The organism is Streptomyces sp. NPDC037126 (assembly GCF_055605965.1).
This window is the reverse complement of record NZ_JBVJTD010000024.1, coordinates 93658-111510: the sequence shown is the minus strand read 5'-3', so window position 1 is coordinate 111510 and position 17853 is coordinate 93658. Positions and strand designations below refer to the sequence as shown.

18 protein-coding genes and 1 pseudogene are annotated in these 17853 nt (G+C 73.7%); 7 read left to right on the top strand and 12 right to left on the bottom strand.

What is annotated here, in order from left to right:
- A pseudogene (locus ACZ7FF_RS36870) lies at window positions 1-331 on the bottom strand (penicillin acylase family protein); the annotation flags it as partial.
- Window positions 332-539: 208 nt separating this feature from the next.
- Here ACZ7FF_RS36870 and ACZ7FF_RS36865 point away from each other — a divergent pair.
- The 3 genes from ACZ7FF_RS36865 to ACZ7FF_RS36855 all read left to right on the top strand — a co-directional run bounded on the left by ACZ7FF_RS36865 (window position 540) and on the right by ACZ7FF_RS36855 (window position 3216).
- Window positions 540-1142 carry a hypothetical protein gene (locus tag ACZ7FF_RS36865; RefSeq protein ID WP_470818055.1) on the top strand — a complete coding sequence of 201 codons (603 nt, stop codon included), beginning with the start codon at window positions 540-542 and terminating at the stop codon, window positions 1140-1142.
- A gap of 154 nt (window positions 1143-1296) precedes the next feature.
- On the top strand, window positions 1297-2013 hold the full coding sequence (locus tag ACZ7FF_RS36860) for a 3-keto-5-aminohexanoate cleavage protein (RefSeq protein ID WP_470818053.1): 717 nt from the start codon (window positions 1297-1299) through the stop codon (window positions 2011-2013).
- A 135-nt stretch (window positions 2014-2148) separates the two neighbouring features.
- The gene (locus ACZ7FF_RS36855; RefSeq protein ID WP_470818052.1) at window positions 2149-3216 is read left to right on the top strand and encodes an RNA ligase (ATP); all 1068 of its coding nucleotides are present in this window, start codon (window positions 2149-2151) and stop codon (window positions 3214-3216) included.
- Window positions 3217-3241: 25 nt separating this feature from the next.
- On the opposite strand, the gene soxR is transcribed toward ACZ7FF_RS36855, so the two are convergent.
- Window positions 3242-3700, bottom strand: a complete 459-nt coding sequence (soxR, locus tag ACZ7FF_RS36850) for a redox-sensitive transcriptional activator SoxR (RefSeq protein WP_452970641.1) — start codon at window positions 3698-3700, stop codon at window positions 3242-3244.
- A 105-nt stretch (window positions 3701-3805) separates the two neighbouring features.
- Here soxR and ACZ7FF_RS36845 point away from each other — a divergent pair, with 105 nt between their 5' ends.
- Window positions 3806-4267: a MaoC family dehydratase gene (locus ACZ7FF_RS36845; RefSeq protein ID WP_470818050.1), complete on the top strand. Its 462-nt coding sequence runs from the start codon at window positions 3806-3808 to the stop codon at window positions 4265-4267.
- Window positions 4268-4286: 19 nt separating this feature from the next.
- Here the strand turns inward: ACZ7FF_RS36845 and ACZ7FF_RS36840 are convergent, their stop codons facing one another.
- The 3 genes from ACZ7FF_RS36840 to ACZ7FF_RS36830 all read right to left on the bottom strand — a co-directional run bounded on the left by ACZ7FF_RS36840 (window position 4287) and on the right by ACZ7FF_RS36830 (window position 6484).
- Window positions 4287-4910: a TetR/AcrR family transcriptional regulator gene (locus ACZ7FF_RS36840; protein ID WP_470818048.1), complete on the bottom strand. Its 624-nt coding sequence runs from the start codon at window positions 4908-4910 to the stop codon at window positions 4287-4289.
- A 73-nt stretch (window positions 4911-4983) separates the two neighbouring features.
- Window positions 4984-5271 carry a YiaA/YiaB family inner membrane protein gene (locus ACZ7FF_RS36835; protein WP_470818047.1) on the bottom strand — a complete coding sequence of 96 codons (288 nt, stop codon included), beginning with the start codon at window positions 5269-5271 and terminating at the stop codon, window positions 4984-4986.
- A gap of 61 nt (window positions 5272-5332) precedes the next feature.
- Window positions 5333-6484, bottom strand: a complete 1152-nt coding sequence (locus ACZ7FF_RS36830) for an acyl-CoA dehydrogenase family protein (RefSeq protein WP_470818064.1) — start codon at window positions 6482-6484, stop codon at window positions 5333-5335.
- Window positions 6485-6574: 90 nt separating this feature from the next.
- On the opposite strand from ACZ7FF_RS36830, the gene ACZ7FF_RS36825 reads away from it, so the two are divergent.
- The 3 genes from ACZ7FF_RS36825 (at window position 6575) to ACZ7FF_RS36815 (ending at window position 9055) form a co-directional block, all read left to right on the top strand.
- The gene (locus ACZ7FF_RS36825; RefSeq protein ID WP_470818046.1) at window positions 6575-7216 is read left to right on the top strand and encodes a TetR/AcrR family transcriptional regulator; all 642 of its coding nucleotides are present in this window, start codon (window positions 6575-6577) and stop codon (window positions 7214-7216) included.
- A gap of 68 nt (window positions 7217-7284) precedes the next feature.
- On the top strand, window positions 7285-7998 hold the full coding sequence (locus tag ACZ7FF_RS36820; protein WP_470818044.1) for an ArsR/SmtB family transcription factor: 714 nt from the start codon (window positions 7285-7287) through the stop codon (window positions 7996-7998).
- 109 nt (window positions 7999-8107) lie between these two features.
- Entirely contained in the window at window positions 8108-9055 is a 948-nt protein-coding gene (locus ACZ7FF_RS36815) for a DMT family transporter (RefSeq protein WP_470818043.1), read from the top strand.
- Between the two features lie 4 nt (window positions 9056-9059).
- Here ACZ7FF_RS36815 and ACZ7FF_RS36810 read toward each other — a convergent pair whose 3' ends face one another.
- From ACZ7FF_RS36810 to ACZ7FF_RS36780, 7 genes are all read right to left on the bottom strand, one after another.
- Window positions 9060-10142, bottom strand: a complete 1083-nt coding sequence (locus ACZ7FF_RS36810; protein WP_470818041.1) for a Zn-dependent alcohol dehydrogenase — start codon at window positions 10140-10142, stop codon at window positions 9060-9062.
- A 15-nt stretch (window positions 10143-10157) separates the two neighbouring features.
- Window positions 10158-11546 (bottom strand): aldehyde dehydrogenase family protein, encoded by a 1389-nt coding sequence (locus ACZ7FF_RS36805; RefSeq protein WP_470818039.1) that lies wholly within the window; start codon window positions 11544-11546, stop codon window positions 10158-10160.
- 104 nt (window positions 11547-11650) lie between these two features.
- Entirely contained in the window at window positions 11651-12985 is a 1335-nt protein-coding gene (locus tag ACZ7FF_RS36800; protein ID WP_470818038.1) for an ABC transporter ATP-binding protein, read from the bottom strand.
- Between the two features lie 204 nt (window positions 12986-13189).
- Window positions 13190-13900 carry a class F sortase gene (locus ACZ7FF_RS36795; RefSeq protein ID WP_470818036.1) on the bottom strand — a complete coding sequence of 237 codons (711 nt, stop codon included), beginning with the start codon at window positions 13898-13900 and terminating at the stop codon, window positions 13190-13192.
- Window positions 13887-14615, bottom strand: a complete 729-nt coding sequence (locus tag ACZ7FF_RS36790; RefSeq protein ID WP_470818035.1) for a hypothetical protein — start codon at window positions 14613-14615, stop codon at window positions 13887-13889. Before ACZ7FF_RS36790 ends, ACZ7FF_RS36795 begins: the two co-directional genes overlap by 14 nt.
- A gap of 193 nt (window positions 14616-14808) precedes the next feature.
- A complete protein-coding gene (locus ACZ7FF_RS36785) occupies window positions 14809-17040 on the bottom strand; it encodes a molybdopterin oxidoreductase family protein (RefSeq protein ID WP_470818034.1) in 2232 nt (743 codons plus the stop codon).
- A 138-nt stretch (window positions 17041-17178) separates the two neighbouring features.
- The gene (locus ACZ7FF_RS36780) at window positions 17179-17796 is read right to left on the bottom strand and encodes a TetR/AcrR family transcriptional regulator (protein WP_470818033.1); all 618 of its coding nucleotides are present in this window, start codon (window positions 17794-17796) and stop codon (window positions 17179-17181) included.
- Window positions 17797-17853: the final 57 nt, after the last annotated feature.

Genomic DNA, 17853 nt, shown 5'->3' with positions numbered 1-17853 from the left:
TCGCGTCGGTCAGACCCGGGTAGCCGCCCGCCAGGTTGGCGTACGGCCCGAGCTGGTCCTCGGCGTGCGAGGGCTGGGTGCCGAAGGCCTGGTTGAGCAGGATCTGCGCCAGAGTCGCGTTGCCGTTCTCACCGGGCGGCAGGATGTCCGAACACTGGCCGCCGCAGTAGTCGTTGGAGGTGGACGCGGTGGCGGCGACTGCCGCCGTCTGGGTGATCGGGGAGAGAAGTCCGGCCATCAGTACGCATACCGAGGCCGTCTTCAGGAACCCGAAGAGTCGGCGGGACGTTCTCAGTCTGTCGAGGGCGGTACGTGGGGTTCGCCGTGGCATGGCAGCTCCTCGCGACGGGGGTGCGCGAACGTTACCGCCGGTATCCCCGAGTTTGAAGATGAGCATGCGTCACTTTTTGGAGTCCGCGGGAAGAGCATCGAGAAGAGATGGAGCCGAATCGCCTGTCGATACGTCTATTCGGCGACGTCCGTGCGAAGACGCCGAAGTGACCGAAGTACAGGTGCAGGTGTGACGGAGGTGCAGGGCGATGGCCGGTTTCCGGAGTCTGGCGAGACAGGTACGCGATCCGGACTGCGATCTGGCACTGCGGCGGTACTCGCTGCGCAAGTGCCTTGAGAAGTTCGCCCCTTACGGGCATCGGGCGACATGGGACCACTTGTGCTCCCGGGCGGGGTTCGGCCCCGAGGACCGCTCCCCGGACCCGGCGCGGCTCGTGGCCGCACTGGAGGAACTGGAGGAGGCCCGTTCCGTCTGGCTCGCGTACGAGACCGAGTTCACCGAGCGGCGGAGGAAGGAGAAGCACGACGGGCTGCGACGGCCGGGCAGCGTGGACGACTGGCACCGGCTGACCTGGGGCGGGTTCGGGGTCGCCTGGTGCGACGACCCCCGGATCCACCCCGACGAACCGCTGGCCGAAGTGCTGCGCAGGCTGATCACCGCACTGGAGCGGGAGCCGGGCTCGTGCTGCCCGGTGTGCGGGGCCGAACGCCTCGTGTGGAAGTACGGCCTCGAACACGAGCCGTCGTCCGGGCCGGTCTGCACGGAGTGCGGGATCCTCGTCCCGCGTCCCGTGCTCTCCCCGCGTGCTCCGGCGTACGCCAGTCGGGCACGGCTGCTGATGTCGGCCTGAGCGAGAGGCCGCAACGGGGGGCTTGAACGGGGGCGCTCGGGGGGTGCGCAGGGGATGCCGCACCCCCGTGCTGTGCGCTGACGGGCCGTGCGATGACGGCCTGTGCGCTGACGGACCGGGAGCCGTTGTCGGTGGGGCCTGGCACCATCGGGACATGGTGCAGGTGTGTCTCAACGGAAGCCGTACGGCGGCCGACGGCGCCGCGGTTCCCCTGTCCCCCAGGGACATGGCGCGCTCCGCCGCGGAGGCCGTCGCGGCGGGGGCCACGGAGGTCCACGTCCACCCGAAGAGCCCGTGCGGGCACGACTCCCTCTCCCCGCGGGTGCTCGCGCCGGTCCTGGAGGCGCTGCGGGCGCGGGTGGCGGTGCCGGTCGGGGTGACCACGGGCGCCTGGGCCGAGCCCGATCCCGCCGCCCGGGTCGCGCGGGTGCGCAGCTGGTCGGTGCTGCCCGAGACGGCCTCGGTCAACTGGCACGAACCGGGGGCCGAGGAGGTCGCCCGGCAGCTGCTGGCCCTGGGCGTGGGCGTCGAGGCGGGCCTGTGGTCCGGCACCGACGGAGCGGCCCGGTTCAGGCGCTCGCCGCTCAGGCCTAAGGTGCTGCGGGTGCTGGCCGAGGTGACCGACCCGGACCCGGCGACCGCCGAGGCCTCGGCGGTCGCGCTGCTGGCCGAACTGGGCGACGCCCACGGCCGGCCGGTGCTGCTGCACGGCGAGGAGGGCGGCACCTGGCCGGTGCTGCGGCTCGCCGGCCGGCTGGGCCTGGCCACCCGGATCGGCCTGGAGGACACGCTGTTCCTGCCGGACGGCAGACGGGCGGTCTCCAACGCCGAACTGGTGGCGGAGGGGCTGGTCCGGCACGGATCGCGGTAGCGGCTCAAGTGCGGTCGCGCGCCCCGGAGTCGGCGGCCCGGGGTGACGCTAGCAGCCGTAAACCCGTTCGCTCCACCGCATTCGCGTCCGGACAGTGGAGGTGATGAAACCGAACCGATGAACACGGGGAGTCCCATGTCCACGCTGCGGGTCACCGCCGAAGTGCTGACCGTCCACGAGCATCCGAACGCCGACGCGCTGGAACTGGCCCAGGTGGGTCTGTACCGGGCCGTCGTCGCCAAGGGCGCGTACCGCACCGGTGAGGCCGCCGTCTACATCCCCGAGCAGGCGGTGCTGCCGCCCGGGCTGATCGAGGAGCTGGGGCTGACCGGACGGCTGGCCGGGTCGGCCGCCGACCGGGTCAAGGCGGTCAGGCTGCGCGGTGAGCTGTCCCAGGGCATCGTGTGCCGGCCGAAGGCGCTCGCCGGGGCCGACCTGGCACGGGCGGCCGCGGACGGCACCGACTTCGCGGAGCTGCTGGGCATCACCAAGTGGGTGCCGCCGATCCCGCCGACCATGAGCGGCGAGGTCGAGTCGGCGCCCGATCTGCTGCCCTGGGTCGACATCGAGAACATCCAGCGCTACCCGGACGTCTTCGCGCCGGGCGAGCCGGTCGTCCTGACGGAGAAGCTGCACGGTTCGGCGTGCCTGCTGACGTACGTGGCCGACGAGGACAGGGCGTACGTGTCCTCCAAGGGCTTCGGCGCCAAGTCCCTGGCGCTCAGGGAGGATCCGCGCAACCTGTACTGGCGGGCGGTGCGCGGCCACGGGGTCGCCGAGGCGGCCGCCCGGCTCGCCGAGCGGCTCGGAGCCCGGCGGGTCGGGATCTTCGGGGAGGTGTACGGCGCGGGGGTGCAGGACCTGACGTACGGGGCGGACGGCCGCCGGGACACGCTGGGCTACGCGGTGTTCGACGTCTCGGCTGAGGTGGACGGCACCGTGCGCTGGCTGGACGCGGCCGCCCTGACGGCGGGCGAACTGCCGGCGGTGCCCCGGCTGTACGCGGGGCCGTACGACATCGGGCGCGTGCTGGAGTTCGCGAGCGGGCGGGAGACGGTGTCGGGGCGGGGTCTGCACCTGCGCGAGGGTGTGGTCGTACGGCCCGCCGTGGAGCGGTACAGCCCGGTGACCGGGGGGCGGGCGATCGCGAAGGCGGTCAGTCCTGCCTACCTCACCCGCAAGGGCGGCACCGAGTACGAGTAGGCGGGACCGGGCCGCGCCCGCGGCCCTACCGCCGCTCCGCCATCAGCCGCGATCCCGTCCGGTGGTCGCCGTAGACGTCGTCCGGGTTGGACAGCACGCAGGTGTCCAGCGACAGGCACCCGCAGCCGATGCAGTCGGTGAGGTGGTCGCGCAGCCGGTTCAGCTGCTTGATCCGCTCGTCCAGTTCCGAACGCCACTTCTCCGACAGTCGCGCCCAGTCGTCCCGGGTCGGGGTCCGCTCCTCGGGGAGTTCCGCGAGTGCCTCGCGGATCGTGGCCAGCGGGATGCCCACCCGCTGGGCCGCGCGGACGAAGGCGACCCGGCGGAGCGTGTCGCGGCTGTAACGGCGCTGGTTGCCGGTGGTGCGCCGGCTGGTGATCAGGCCCTTGGACTCGTAGAAGTGCAGGGCGGAGACGGCGGCACCGCTGCGCGCGGACAACTGGCCGACGGTCAGCTCGTGGATCTTCTCGGGAATCTGGGGCACTCCTCAGAGACTACCCACCCGGACGGGGCCGCCGTCCGTTGACATCGCCCCCGCACCCGACCATGCTAAGCAGTTGCTTAGAGACGCGAACGAGAGGCCGGGAACATGGCAGAACCGAGGACCTTCACCTCCGCCGACGAGCTGAAGGCGGCCGTGGGCGAGCAGCTGGGCCACACCGACTGGGTGGAGATCGACCAGAAGCGGATCGACCTGTTCGCCGAGGCCACCGGGGACCACCAGTGGATCCACGTGGACCCGGAGAAGGCCGCGGCGGGGCCGTTCGGGACGACCATCGCGCACGGCTACCTCACCCTCTCGCTGCTGCCGCTCTTCGGCCCGCAGCTGATCTCGGTCGAGAACGTGAAGATGGGCGTCAACTACGGGACGAACAAGGTCCGCTTCCCGGCCCCCGTCCCGGTCGGCTCCCGGCTGCGCGCCACCGGGCGGATCACCGGCGTCGAGGACGTCGCCGGCGGCGTCCAGGTGGCCCTCGCGTTCACCGTGGAGCGCGAGGGCGGCGACAAGCCGGTGTGCGTCGCGGAGTCGGTGTCCCGGTACTACCTGTAGGCCCCGGGCCGGTCGGGGCCTACGCGGCCCCGACCATCCGCAGCACCAGGCCGGCGTAGAGCTCGCCGACCTCCTCGGGCGTGCGCGGCCCGTTCACGGTGAACCAGCGGGCCACGTCGATGCACAGGGACAGCACGGCGAGCGTGGTGCCCTGCACGTCGGCCACGTCGAACTCGCCCGCGGCCACGCCGTCCTCGATGATCCCGCGCACCTCGGCGTCGACCTGGCGGCGCAGCGCGACGATCTCGGCGCGGGCGTCGGGGCCGAGGGCGTCGAGTTCGTACTGCACGACCCGGGCGGTGGTGCGCCGCCCGGCGTGCCAGCGGACGAAGGAGCTGACGGCGTCGGCGAGCCGCTCCCTGGCGGTGCCCTCGCGGCCGGCCGCCGTGCGCAGGATGTCGAGGGCCTTGTCGTGGCCGATGCGGCTGATCCGGTGGAGCAGCTCTTCCTTGGTCTTGTAATGGATGTAGAGCGCGGCCGGGCTCATGCCGGCGCGGCCCGCGATGTCACGGGTCGTGGTCGCGTGGTAGCCGCGCTCGGCGAAGGCCTCCACGGCCGCGACGAGCAGCCGCCGGGCCGCGTCCGGGGTGACCTGTTCCCACGGCTCCACTTCGCCGCCGGTCGTCTCCGCCGCCGTACTCATCGCTGGTTCGCCCCTCTCGGTGACAGGAGCACCACCATACCGCCGACGGTGAGCGAGCGCTTAGTGCAGCCGCTCAGAGCTTCTCGAAGGGGTCGTGCTCGGCGAGGAGCTTCTCCAGCCTGGCCTGGTCGACGCGGCTGACGATCTGTCCCGCCTCCTGGCGGTCCCTGATCACCTTGGCGAGGGTGAAGGCGGAGGTGACGAGGTACAGGACGGCGATGCCGAGGAAGCCGCGCACCCAGGCGTTGGCGTCCAGCCGGAGGATGCCGACGGCGGTCGCCACCAGGGCGAGGGAGAACGACGCGACGGCCTGACCGTAGAAGGCGGCCGTGCTCTGCTGCTTGACCGGTGTGTCACTCATGACAGCGAGCATCGGCGGATGTGGCCGTCGCCACATCCGCACACATACTCAGATCGGCTACTCAGAACGCGGAGACCCCGGTCAGGGACCGCCCGATGAGCAGCTTCTGGATCTGGCTGGTGCCCTCGTAGAGGGTCATCACCCGGGCGTCGCGCAGGAGTTTGCCGGCCGGGTACTCGTCGATGTAGCCGTAGCCGCCGAACACCTGGAGGGCGTTGTTGGCGGCCCGGACGGCGGCCTCGGAGGCGAACAGCTTGGCCTTGGAGGACTCCACGGCGAACGGCTCGCCCCGGTCGATGAGATCGGCGACCCGCCAGGTCAGCAGCCGGGCCGCGTCCACGTCGACGGCGATGTCGCTGATCAGCTCCTGCACCAGCTGGTGGTGGGCGATCGGCCTGCCGAACTGCTCGCGCTCGCCCGCGTACCGCACGGCCGCGTCGAGGGCGGCCTGGGCTATGCCCACGCAGCCGGCGGCCACCGACATCCGCCCCTTGGCGAGCGCGGACATGGCGACGGAGAAGCCCTTGCCCTCCTCGCCCAGCATCGCCGAGGCGGGCACCCGGACGTCCTCCAGGACGAGTTCGGCAGTGGCCTGGCCGCGCAGGCCGAGCTTGCCGTGGATGGTGCGGCGGCTCAGGCCGGGGGTGTCGGTGGGCACCAGGAACGCGGTCACCCCCTTGTGGCCGGGGGCGTCGGTCGAGCGGGCGAAGAGCAGCACGACGTCGGCCCAGGTGCCGTTGGTGATGAACATCTTGGTGCCGTTGACGACGTACTCGTCGCCGTCCCGCACGGCCCGGGTGGTGAGGCTGCCCGCGTCGGAGCCGGTACCGGGTTCGGTGAGGCCGAAGCAGCCGACGTACTCGCCCGCGGTCAGCCCCGGCAGCCAGCGCCGCTTCTGCTCCTCGCTCCCCCAGGCGGCGATCGTCTTGGCGACGAGCCCGAGGGACACGGACACGATGCCCCGGACGGACGAGTCCCCGCGCCCCAGCTCCTCGGTGACCAGGCAGTACGACAGATGGTCGCCGCCGGAGCCGCCGTACTCCTCGTCGACGGTCAGGCCCAGGAAGCCGACCTCGCCGAGCTTCTTCACGAGGGCCCGGTCGACCTCCTCGGCCCGGTCCCAGGCGACCACGTGCGGGGCGACCTCGCGCTCCACGAAGTCCCGGGCGAGCTGCCGGACGGCCGTCTGCTCCTCGTCGAGCCCCAGGTTCACCACGGGATCACCCCACACCAGATAGATCTTGAAAGCCGTACATTTAAATTAGCACTGCTAGTTTCCAGTCGCAGCCCTACTATGTGCGCCATGGCCCGACCGCGCAAGCCCCTCCTCAGCACCGACCGGATCGTCGAGACCGCCCGGGAACTCGTGGACCGGGAGGGCCTCGCGGCCGTCTCCACCCGGCGGCTCGCCGGCGAACTGGGGGTGAGCGGGCCCTCGCTCTACAACCACTTCCGCACCAAGGACGAGATCCTGGAGGCGGTCGCCGACTCGGTGAGCGCGCTGGTGGACCTGTCGATGTTCGAGGACGGCCGCAACTGGCGGACCGCGCTGCACGACTGGGCGCATTCCTACCGGGCCGCCCTGCGCGACCACCCGAACATCGTCCCGGTGCTCGCCCGCGGCCCCGGGCGCCGCCCGGCGGCCCTGCGGGTGGCCGACGCCGCGTACGGCGCGATGGTCGACGCCGGCTGGCCGCCGGCCCAGGCCACCTCCATCGGCGCGCTGATGCGGTACTTCATCATGGGCTCCGCGCTGGGCTCCTTCGCCGGAGGCTTCGTGGACGACGCGAGCGCCTACGACCCCACCGACTACCCCCATCTCGGCCAGGCCCATCTGCTCGCCGAACAGCAGGAGAAGATCGACGAGCGGGCCTTCGAGACCGGCCTCGCGGCACTGCTGGACGGACTGGCGCAGCAGTACGAAGAGGTGCGGCAGGGCGTCTAGGGGGTGCGGCCGGGCGTCCAGCGATACTTCGGCGGGCGCCGAACCGTCCCCGGCGCATGCTGGGAGGCATGACCACCAAGGACTCCCGGGCCGCGGGCCTCGCCTCGCTGGCCGCCCTGATCGCCGACGAGACCCGGGCCGCGTGCCTGCTGGCGCTGCTGGACGGGCGGGCCTGGACGGCGGGCGAGCTGGCCCGGCACGCCGGGGTCGCCGCGTCCACCCTGAGCGAGCACCTCGGCAGGCTCGTCGGCGGCGGTCTGCTCGCTGAGGAGCGGCAGGGCCGGCACCGGTACGTACGGCTGGCCGACGCGCGTGTGGCGGGACTCGTCGAGGACCTCGTGGCACAGCTGCCCCCGGAGGCGGTACGGCGGCCTCCGCGCACGCTGCGCGAGTCGGGCGCCGGGTCCGCCATGGCGCGGGGCCGCACCTGCTACGACCACCTCGCCGGGCGCCTGGGGATCGCGGTCACCGACGCGCTGACCCTGCGGGGGCTGCTGCGGCAGGACACGGGGTTCGCGCTCACCGACGCCGGCCTGGAGTGGTTCGGCGCCGCGGGCATCGCGCTGGACCTCTCCGGCCGGCGGCCGCTGGCCCGTGCCTGCCTGGACTGGACCGAGCGGCGCCCGCACCTCGCGGGGACGGCCGGTGCCGCGCTGTGCCGGCACGCGCTGGACGCCGGGTGGTGCGTACGGATCGGGTCGGAGCGGGCGGTGAAGGTGACCCCCTCGGGCGAGCGGGAGCTGTCCGCCCTGCTGGGCATCGCGCCGGACCAGCTGTGCTGATCTCGGCCGCCGACTCCGCCGTGGACGGTCGCGCGGTTCGCCGTCCCTCGGGCGCTCCGCGTCCGATTTCCGCCAGCCGACACAGCGGACCGTACCTAGCCTCGGGAGCATGATGAACATGAGCAGCACCCGTCCGCGGATACTCGCCACCGGCGCCGCCGTCGCCACGGTCGTGCTGTGGGCCTCCGCCTTCGTGGCGATCCGCAGCGCGGGGACGGCGTACTCGCCGGGCGCGCTGGCGCTCGGGCGGCTGGCGTCCGGCGCCCTCGCCCTCGGGGTCATCTCGGCCGTCCGCCGGGAGGGCCTGCCGCCCAGGTCCGCCCGGCGCGGGATCCTGCTGTCGGGGGTGCTGTGGTTCGGGTTCTACATGGTCGCCCTGAACTGGGGCGAGCAGCGCGTGGACGCGGGCACGGCGGCGCTCGTGGTGAACGTCGGCCCGCTGCTGATCGCCCTGCTGGGCGCCCGGCTGCTCGGCGATCCGATGCCGCCGAGACTGCTGGCGGGGATGGCGGTGTCCTTCGCCGGCGCGGTGACGGTGGATCTCTCGATGTCGGCGGGCGGCGGGTCCTCGGTGCTCGGCGTGGCGCTGTGCCTGCTCGCCGCCGGCGCGTACGCCTGCGGGGTGGTCGCGCAGAAGCCCGCGCTGGGGCGGGCGAGCGCCCTTCAGGTGACGACGTTCGGGTGCCTGACCGGCGCCGTGTGCTGCCTGCCGTTCGCGGGGCAGCTGGTGCACCAGGCCGCCCACGCGCCCGCGTCGGCCACCCTCGACATGGTCTACCTGGGCGTCTTCCCGACCGCCCTCGCCTTCACCACGTGGGCCTACGCGCTCGCCCGGACCACGGCCAGCCGGATGGGCGCGACGACGTACGCCGTGCCCGCGCTGGTGGTGCTGATGTCGTGGCTGGCGCTGGGCGAGGTGCCGGGGGCGCTCACCCTGGTGGGCGGGGTGCTGTGCCTCGCCGGTGTGGCGGTCTCCCGGTCCCGGGCGCGCGCCGGCCGGGCGGCGCGGGCCGCGGCCGGGGAGCCGCGGCCCGAGAAGCCGGAGAGGGTCGCCTGATCCGTCAGAACACCACCAGTGCCCGGCCGCCCTTGCCCGCGAGCATGTTCTCGAAGGCGGCCGGGATGCCCTCCAGGCCGATCCGTTCGGTGACCAGTGCCGAGAGGTCCAGGCGGCCCTCGCGCACATGCGCGGCGAGCACCGGCAGGTCGCGGGCCGGGTCGGTGTTGCCGTAGACGCAGCCGGACAGGGTGCGGCCCCAGTGGAAGATCTCCAGGGCGTTGAAGGTGACCTCCTGGTCCTTGCCGCCGATGCCGACCACCGTCGTACGGCCGCCCCGGCGGGTGGACTCCCAGGCGGCGCGGATGCTGACCGCGCGGCCCACGCACTCCACGGAGACGTCGACACCCTGCTTGCCGGTCAGGGCCCGGATCTCGCGGGGCGTGTCCTCGGAGGCGAGCACGTAGTCGGTGGCGCCGGCCGCGCGGGCCAGTTCCTCCTTCTCCGGGGAGACGTCGACCGCGACGATCCTGGACGCGCCCGCGATGCGGGCCGACTGCAGGGTGGCGAGGCCGACCCCGCCGACGCCGAACACCGCGACCGTCTCGCCCGGGTGGACCCGCGCCGAGTGGTGGACGGCGCCGTAGCCGGTGAGGACGGCGCAGCCGAGGAGGGCGGCGTCCACCAGCGGCACGCCCTCCGGCAGGGGCAGCACACAGGAGGCGGAGACCACCGTCTCCTCGGCGAACGCGGCCACGTTGAGGCCGGGGTGGAGGTCGGTGCCGTCCGTGGTGCGGGCGTACACGTCGGCCGCGCCGTTGAGGGCGTTGGCGCACAGCCAGACCTCGCCGAGCGCACAGGCGTGGCAGGTGCCGCAGGAGGGGGCCCAGTTGAGGACGACGGAGGCGCCGGGCGAGACGTGGGTGACGCCCTCCCCCACCGACACGACCGTGCCCGCGCCCTCGTGGCCGAGGACCGCGGGGACCGGCACGCGCATGGTGCCGTTGGTCAGGGACAGGTCGGAGTGGCAGACACCGGCGGCGGCGAGGCGGACCCGGACCTGTCCGGGGCCCGGGTCGGGCAGCTCGATGCCGGTGATCTCCAGGGGGGCACCGATGGCGGGCAGGACAGCGGCTCGTACGGCCATGGCTCGCGGACTTCCTTAGAACTGGAGGGACTTGGTCTGGAGGTACTCGGCGAGTCCGTGCGCGCCGAGTTCCCGGCCGACTCCGGACTGCTTGTAGCCGCCGAAGGGCGCGAGGGGGTTGAACCGGCCGCCGTTGATGTCGACCTGGCCGGTGTCCATGCGCCGGGCGAAGGCCACCGCCTCGGCCTCGTCGCCCGCCCAGACGGCGCCGGCGAGGCCGTACACCGTGCCGTTGGCGATGCGCAGGGCGTCCTCCTCGTCCTCGTAGCGCAGCAGGACCAGCACCGGCCCGAAGATCTCCTCCTGCGCGATCGTCATCCCGGGCGTCACGTCGGCGAAGACGGTCGGGCTGACGAAGTAGCCCTTCTCGTGCGGGGACTCGTGGCCGCCCGCGACCAGCCGGGCGCCCTCGGCGACGCCCTTCTCGATGTAACCGCGCACCCGGGCCCGCTGCCTGGCGTTGACGACCGGGCCGATGCGGTCGCCGTACTTGGCGGCGGCGGCCCGGGCCAGCTCGACGGCCTCGTCGTAGCGGTCGCGGTGGACCAGCATGCGGGTCCAGGCGCTGCAGGTCTGCCCGGAGTTGGACATCACGTTGGCGACGCCGACGTTCACCGCCTTGGCCAGGTCGGCGCTCGGCAGGATGACGTTGGCGGACTTGCCGCCGAGTTCCAGCGCCACCCTCTTCACGGCCGCGCCGGCGACCTCGCCGATCCGCCTGCCGACGGCGGTGGAGCCGGTGAAGGAGACGAGGTCCACGCCGGGGTGCTCGGCCAGCGCCTGTCCCGCGACCGGGCCGAGCCCGGTGACCAGGTTGAACACGCCCGCCGGTACGCCCGCCTCGTGCACCGCCTCGGCGAAGAGCTGGGCGGTGAGCGGGGTGTCCTCGGCGGGCTTGAGGACGATGGTGCAGCCCGCGGCGAGCGCCGGGGCGACCTTGGCGACGATCTGGTGGAGGGGGTAGTTCCAGGGCGTGATCGCGCCGACCACCCCGACGGGCTCGTGCAGGACGGTGGAGTTGCCGACCCGCTCCTCGAAGGGGTGGGACGCGGCCAGCTCGGCGTAGGAGCCCGCGACCGCGATGGGCACGGCCGCGTGCACGGCCTGGGAGAACGCGAGCGGCGAGCCCAGCTCGGCGGTGACCGTCTCGGCGATCTCGTCCTTGCGGGCCACGAGGACGTCCCGGAGGGCGGCCAGGCGTGCCGCGCGCTCGGCCGGGGGCGTGGCGGCCCAGCCGGGGAGGGCGGCGCGGGCCGCGCGGACGGCGGCGTCGACGTCCGGCGCGCCACCGGCCGGGACCCGTCCGATGACCTGCTCGTCGACCGGGTTCACGACCTCGATCACGTCAGCGGTCCCGGCAGGGCGCCACCCGCCGTCGATGTACAGGCCGTCGTGTGCCTTCATGCTGCTTCCTCCCGGCGGGGTCTGCGTCGTCCGGCACACAAACTAGCGGTGATAGTTTTCCGGCGCCAGACGTCCCCGGACATCATGACCGCCGTGCCCGGCGCTCACGCCTCCAGGTCGGGCAGCCGGTCGGGGGACGGGCAGATGCGCTCGCCGTGCCGGTCGAAGACGAAGAGGTGGGCCAGGTCGACGAGGAGCGGGACCTGCATGCCGTGCCGCAACCGGATGTCGGGGGTGGTGCGCACCACCAGGTCGCCGGGCAGCCGGCCCTCGGGCGGTGCGGGCTCGGCCTCGGCCGGATGGTCCAGGACGACCACCGGCCCGGCCCGCAGCGACCCCGCCCGCTCCCGCAGCCGGCCCAGCACCGTCGGCCCCTCCCCGCGGCGCCGGCGCGAGGGCCGGCCGGGCGGGCGCGGGGCCTCCAGCTCCGGTACGCCGGCGGGGCGGGAGCCGGTGTCGAAGTGGACGAGGGTCTCGTGCCCCTGGAACTCGACGTGCTCCACCAAGCCGGTGATCGCCACCTCGCCGGGCCGGGCGGAGCTGTGCCTGGCGATGCGCACGGCCTCCGAGCGCAGCCCGACGACGACCTCGCGGCCCTGCTGCACCCGCAGCAACCGGTGGTCCAGGCACAGGGGTTCGGGCAGGCGCAGCGCCTGCTTGCCCAGGCTGACGGTCATGGCGCCGTCCAGCGGGGCGCGGACCAGGCCGCGCAGCAGGTTGATGCGCGGGGTGCCGATGAAGGCGGCGACGAAGACGTTGCGGGGCAGCGCGTAGACCTCGCGCGGGGTGCCGACCTGCTGGAGGACCCCGCCGCGCAGCACGGCGACCCGGTCGCCGAGGGACATCGCCTCGGCCTGGTCGTGGGTCACGTACACCGTGGTGGCACCCAGTTCCCCGGTCAGCCGGGAGATCTCGGCGCGCAGACGGTTGCGGAGCTTGGCGTCGAGGTTGGACAGCGGCTCGTCCATCAGGAAGGCGGAGGGGTGGCGGGCGATGGCCCGGCCCATCGCCACCCGCTGGCGCTCCCCGCCGGACAGCTGGCTGGGGAAGCGGTCGAGCAGGTCCTCGATGCCGAGCATGCGGGCGGTGGCGGTGACGCGCGGCCCCGGGTCGGCGCCGGGGGACTCGATGCGCAGCGGGAAGCCGATGTTGTCGCGGCCGGTCATGGTCGGGTAGAGGGCGAAGTTCTGGAAGACCATGGCCATGGCCCGTTCGGAGGGCTGCCAGTGGTTGGCGTACTCGCCGTCCAGGAGCAGGTCGCCCTCGTCGATGTCCTCCAGGCCGGCGATCATCCGCAGCACGGTGGACTTCCCGCAGCCGGACGGGCCCAGCAGCACCAGGAACTCGCCGGGCGCGATGTCCAGCGAGAGCCGGTCGACCACGCGCGGGCCCCGGCCGTAGGACTTGCTCACGTCGTGCAGTGCGATGGCGCGTGTCATGACTGCCGCCCCCGGGGGCTGTACGGAGCGCGGCTGCTCCGTGGTCCGGAGCCCCGCGCGGTTCGCACGGGGCCTGTGGGTCACGGAAGTTAACGGAATGTGCCGGGCCGGGGAAGAGCGGGCCCGGCATCCGGCGCCGCGCCCCGGGCGGGGCGGGAGGGGGCCGGGGCCCGGGGTGCGGGCGGCGGCGCCCGCATCGCGCGGTCAGCGGGTGGCGGTCAGGTGGGCGAAGACCACCACGTTGCTCGTGTAGCCCGTGCGCCGGCTGAACAGGCCCCCGCAGGTGAGCACGCGCAGCTCCGGGCGCGAGGCCCGGCTGTACACCTCCTTGTCGGGGAAGCCGGACTTGTCGAACACCTTCACCCGGTCCACGGTGTAGACGGCGGTACGGCCGTCCGCGCGCCTGGCCTCGATGAGCTTGCCGGGTCTGACCTGGGCGAGCGCGGCGAACACGGCAGGCCCGGTCGTGGTGTCGCGGTGGCCGACGGCGATCGCGGTGCCGGACTCGCCCGGGGTGGGGCCGCCCTCGTACCAGCCGACCACCTTGGGCCGGTCGACCGGCGGTGTCTCCAGCCGCCGTTCGCCGTCGAGGCGGACGGCCGTGACCGGGGCGTCGACGCCCAGCGAGGGGATGCGGAGGGAGGTCGGCCGGGACCTCGGCAGCGGGCGGGGCGGGGGCAGCGCCCGGGCCGCGCCGGACTCCCGGCTCACGCCGCGTCCGTCGGCGCGGCCGGGGTCCGTCCCGGCGGCCGCCACGGCGTCGCCGTCGCCCGCCCGTCCCGGCCCGGCGGGTGTGCCGTCTCCCCCGCACCGGACCACCAGCGTCACCAGGACGACCGCGAGCAGGGCCGTCCTGGTGAGGCGGTAGGCGCGGGTCCGGTACCAGGGCCTGCGCCCCCGCCTACGCGGCGCCATTGGGCCGCCGGCGGACCAGCCGGACGTACACGGCGCCGCAGACCGCGATCAGACCCACGGCCACCGCGGCGGTCACCGGGGAGTACGCGGCCGCCGTGTCGACGAGACCGCCGCCGCCCGCGTGCACACCGCCCTTGGGCGGGCCGTTGTTGTCGTTCTGGCCCCAGCCGGTGCCGCTCTGCTGCTGGTGGTCCTCGATCTGCCCGTGCTCGCCGTTCTGGCCGCCCTGGTTCTGGCCGTTCTCGCCGCCCGGGCCGTTCGGGCCGCCCGCCGGGTCGTGCTGGCCCTCGTGCTGGCTGTCGTGGCAGTTGACTCGGAAGACCTTCTCCTTCGTGGCACCGCCCACGATCCACGTGATCTTGTACTGCCCGTCCGCCAGGCCGAGCGGGTCGGTGTGCCCGGCACCCCCGGCGAGCTGGACGATGCCGGTCACGGTGGCCGCGCTGGGCAGCGGGGGCTGCGGCTGGATGGTGTAGCCGATGCTGGGCAGGACGTCGAAGTTGACCGCGTCGAGGTAGAACCTGCAGACCAGCGGGTCGTCCTTGCCGCCCGTTGCCGGAAAGCCCTCGGCGCGGTGGACCCTGATGTCGCCGTTCTCCCCCTGGGCCGCCGCGTTCGGCGCAGCCACCCACGACGCGCCCGCCGCGGCGAGGGCGGTGAGGACGACACTGGCGCTCGCGCGGGAGAAGGTACGTGGAAGTGTCAGGGTGGGCATGCAAGCTCCTCCGAGTTAGACGATTTTCATACAAATCGACCTTTCGTTGGGACTCTCACGCATGCGCGCCACGGCTCGCGGCACCGACGCCCGGCGCGCCGTCAGAAATCGCTCGTGCGGCGCAATTCCGGGCGCGCGGGCCGCTTCCCTCGCGCCCGCCCTGGGGTCGCCGTGGGACCGGACGGCCCCCGGGTCACCGGGCCGCGCTCAGCTCGACGGGTATCCCGTTGAGGACCGCGTTGCCGGAGAGCGGGTCGAGCAGGCTGCCGTCCAGGAGCTGGTTGACGTTGACACCTGGGGCGGCGGAGGCGTGGCCGAGCCGGGTGCCGGGGCGGTCGTGCCCCCAGCCGTGCGGCAGGCTCACCACGCCCGGCCGGACTCCGTCGGTGACCTCGGCCGGCGCGACCACCTCTCCCCCGGCGCCCTTGACGCGCACGTCCGCCCCGTCCAGGACGCCGAGCCGGGCCGCGTCCTCGGGATGGATGTGCAGGGTGCAGCGGTTGCTGCCGCCGGTGAGCGCGGGCACGTTGTGCATCCAGCTGTTGTTGGAGCGCAGATGGCGGCGGCCGACGAGGACGAGGCCCGCGGGCCGCTCGTCGCGGGCCGCGTGCAGCCGGGGCAGGTCGGCGGCGATGGGCCCGGGCAGCAGTTCCACCTTGCCGCTGCGCGTCCTGAGCCCCTGGGGCAGGCGCGGGCGCAGCGGGCCGAGGTCGATGCCGTGGGGCGCGGCCAGCAGTCCGGCCAGGGTCAGCCCGCCCGGCCGTGCGCCGAAGCCGTCGCCGTACGGGCCGAGGCGCAGCATCATGTCGAGCCTGCGCTCGGGGCCGGTGTCCCCGGTGAGCAGGCCGGCGAGTTCGCGCGGGTCACGGCCGTGCACGGGCGAGTGCGCGTCCCGCACGGCCTTGCCGAGGGTCTGGTCGACGACCATGGCGTCCACCGCGTCCGGTTCGGCCCCGTGCATGCCGGTGGCCGCCAGCGTCAGCCGGGCGAGGATCTCGGTCTCGGCCATGCGGCCGGGCTCCAGCGGGACGGCGGGGCGGGTGTAGCGGACCTGGTTGCGCACGGCGAGGGTGTTGAACGCGAAGTCGTGGTGCGGGCTCTGGGAGGGCGGCGGCGGGGGCAGCACGACATCGGCGTGGCGCGAGGTCTCGTTCAGGTACGGGTCGACGCTCACCATGAAGTCGAGGGAGTCCAGGGCCTTGTCGAGGCGGTCGCCGTCGGGTGCGGAGAGCACCGGGTTGGCGGCCACGACGATCAGTGCGCGGATCGGCTCGCCCCCCTCGGTCGCGGTGTCGATCTCCTCGGCCAGGGCCGAGAGCGGCAACTCGCCCTTGGCCTCGGGCAGTCGCCGCACCCGGGAGTGCCAGCGGCCGAGCGCGAAGCCGCGTCCCGGGCCGGCCGGGCGGGGCGAACGGCCGGTGGCGGCCTGCGGGAAGAGGGCGCCGCCGGGCCGGTCCAGGTTGCCGGTGAGGATGTTGAGCACGTCGACCAGCCAGCTCGCGAGCGTGCCGTGCGGGACGGTGCAGCTGCCGATGCGGGCGTACACGGCGGCGGTGGGGGCGGCGGCGAGTTCGCGGGCGAGGGCGCGGATGACGTCCGCGTCGACGTCGCAGGCCCCGGCGACGGACTCCGGTGTGAAGTCCCCCAGGGACTCGCGGACTTCCTCGACGCCCAGCACGTGCGGGGCGAGGTCCGACAGGTCGGTCAGGCCCTCCTCGAAGAGCACGTTCGCCATCGCCGCGAGCAGCAGGGCGTCGGCGCCGGGGCGGATCGCCACGTGCCGGTCGGCGAGCCGGGCCGTGCGGGTGCGCCGGGGGTCGACGACGGTGAGCCGGCCGCCGCGCGCCCGGAGGGCCTTGAGCCGGCCGGGGAAGTCGGGCGCGGTGCACAGACTGCCGTTGGACTCCAGGGGGTTGGCGCCGATGAGGAGCAGGTGGTCGGTGCGGTCCAGGTCCGGCACGGGGATGGCGTGGGCGTCGCCGAACAGCAGCCCGCTGGAGACGTGTTTGGGCATCTGGTCGACCGTGGACGCGGTGAACAGGCTGTGGGTGCGCAGGCCGCCGAGCAGGACCGGCGGGTAGAGGGCGCCGGCCATGGTGTGCACGTTGGGGTTGCCGAGGACCACGCCGACGCTGTCGCCGCCGTGCCGCTCCACGACCGGGCGCAGTCCGGCGGCGACCGCGTCGAAGGCCTCCTCCCAGGTGGCCTCGCGCAGCACTCCGTCCCGGCGGACGAGCGGGGTGCGCAGCCGGTCGGGATCGCTGTCGACGGCACCGAAGGAGGCGCCCTTGGGGCAGATGAACCCCTTGCTGAAGACGTCCTCGCGGTCGCCGCGGGCGCCCGTGACACGGGTGCCCTCGATGGTGAGGGTCAGCCCGCAGGTGGCCTCGCACAGGGGGCAGATTCGCAGGGCGGTGCGGGACACGGGTCCTCCCGGGGGGTCGGCGGCGGTGTCGCCGGAGCGCGGACGGGCTCGCGGCGAGCATACCGACCGGTTGGCATGCTGGGGAGCCCCCGCGGGTGACGGCTCGGCGGCCCTGCGGGGCCGGGGAACGGGCGGGGCTCAGTCGAGCATGCGCCCCAGGTACGCCCGCAACAGCTCACGGCTCTCGCGGATGATGGCCTCGTCGCCCTCCGGGTCCAGCCGGAAGGCCAGTTGGACGAGGCTGTCCGCGGTCTCCACGGCGACCAGGAAGGCCAGGCGCAGTTCGTCGTCGGGGGTGCGGCCGAGATAGCCGGCGAGCAGATCGGTGAGCCGGTCGGCGACCCGGGTGTTGGGCTCGGCATGGCGGGCGCCGACCGGTATCTGGTTGCCGAAGTCGACCAGGGAGAAGCCGGGCGCGGTGCGCTTCATGGCCAGGTACTCGTCCAGGACGGAGTCCATGGCGGCCCGCCAGTCGCTCTTCCGCGCCCCCCGCAGCCGCTCGGTGACGCGCTCGGTGTAGCGCTCCAGGTTGCGCTGGGCGAGGGCGTCGGCCATCTGCCGCTTGTTGCCGAAGAAGCGGTAGACCGAGCCGATGGGCACGCCGGCGCGCTGCGCGACGGCGCGGGTGCTCAGGGCGTCGTAGCCGACCTCGTCGAGGAGTTCGGCGCAGGCGTCGAGGATCCTGGTCAGCCGTTCGGCGCTGCGCCGCTGGACGGGCGCGCGGCGGAGCGATGTCGCGTGGGGCACGGGCTTCATGATGCCTTTCCGCCGGGGTCCGGTGAACCTCGCCCCGGAGTACGGAGAAGGGTGGGT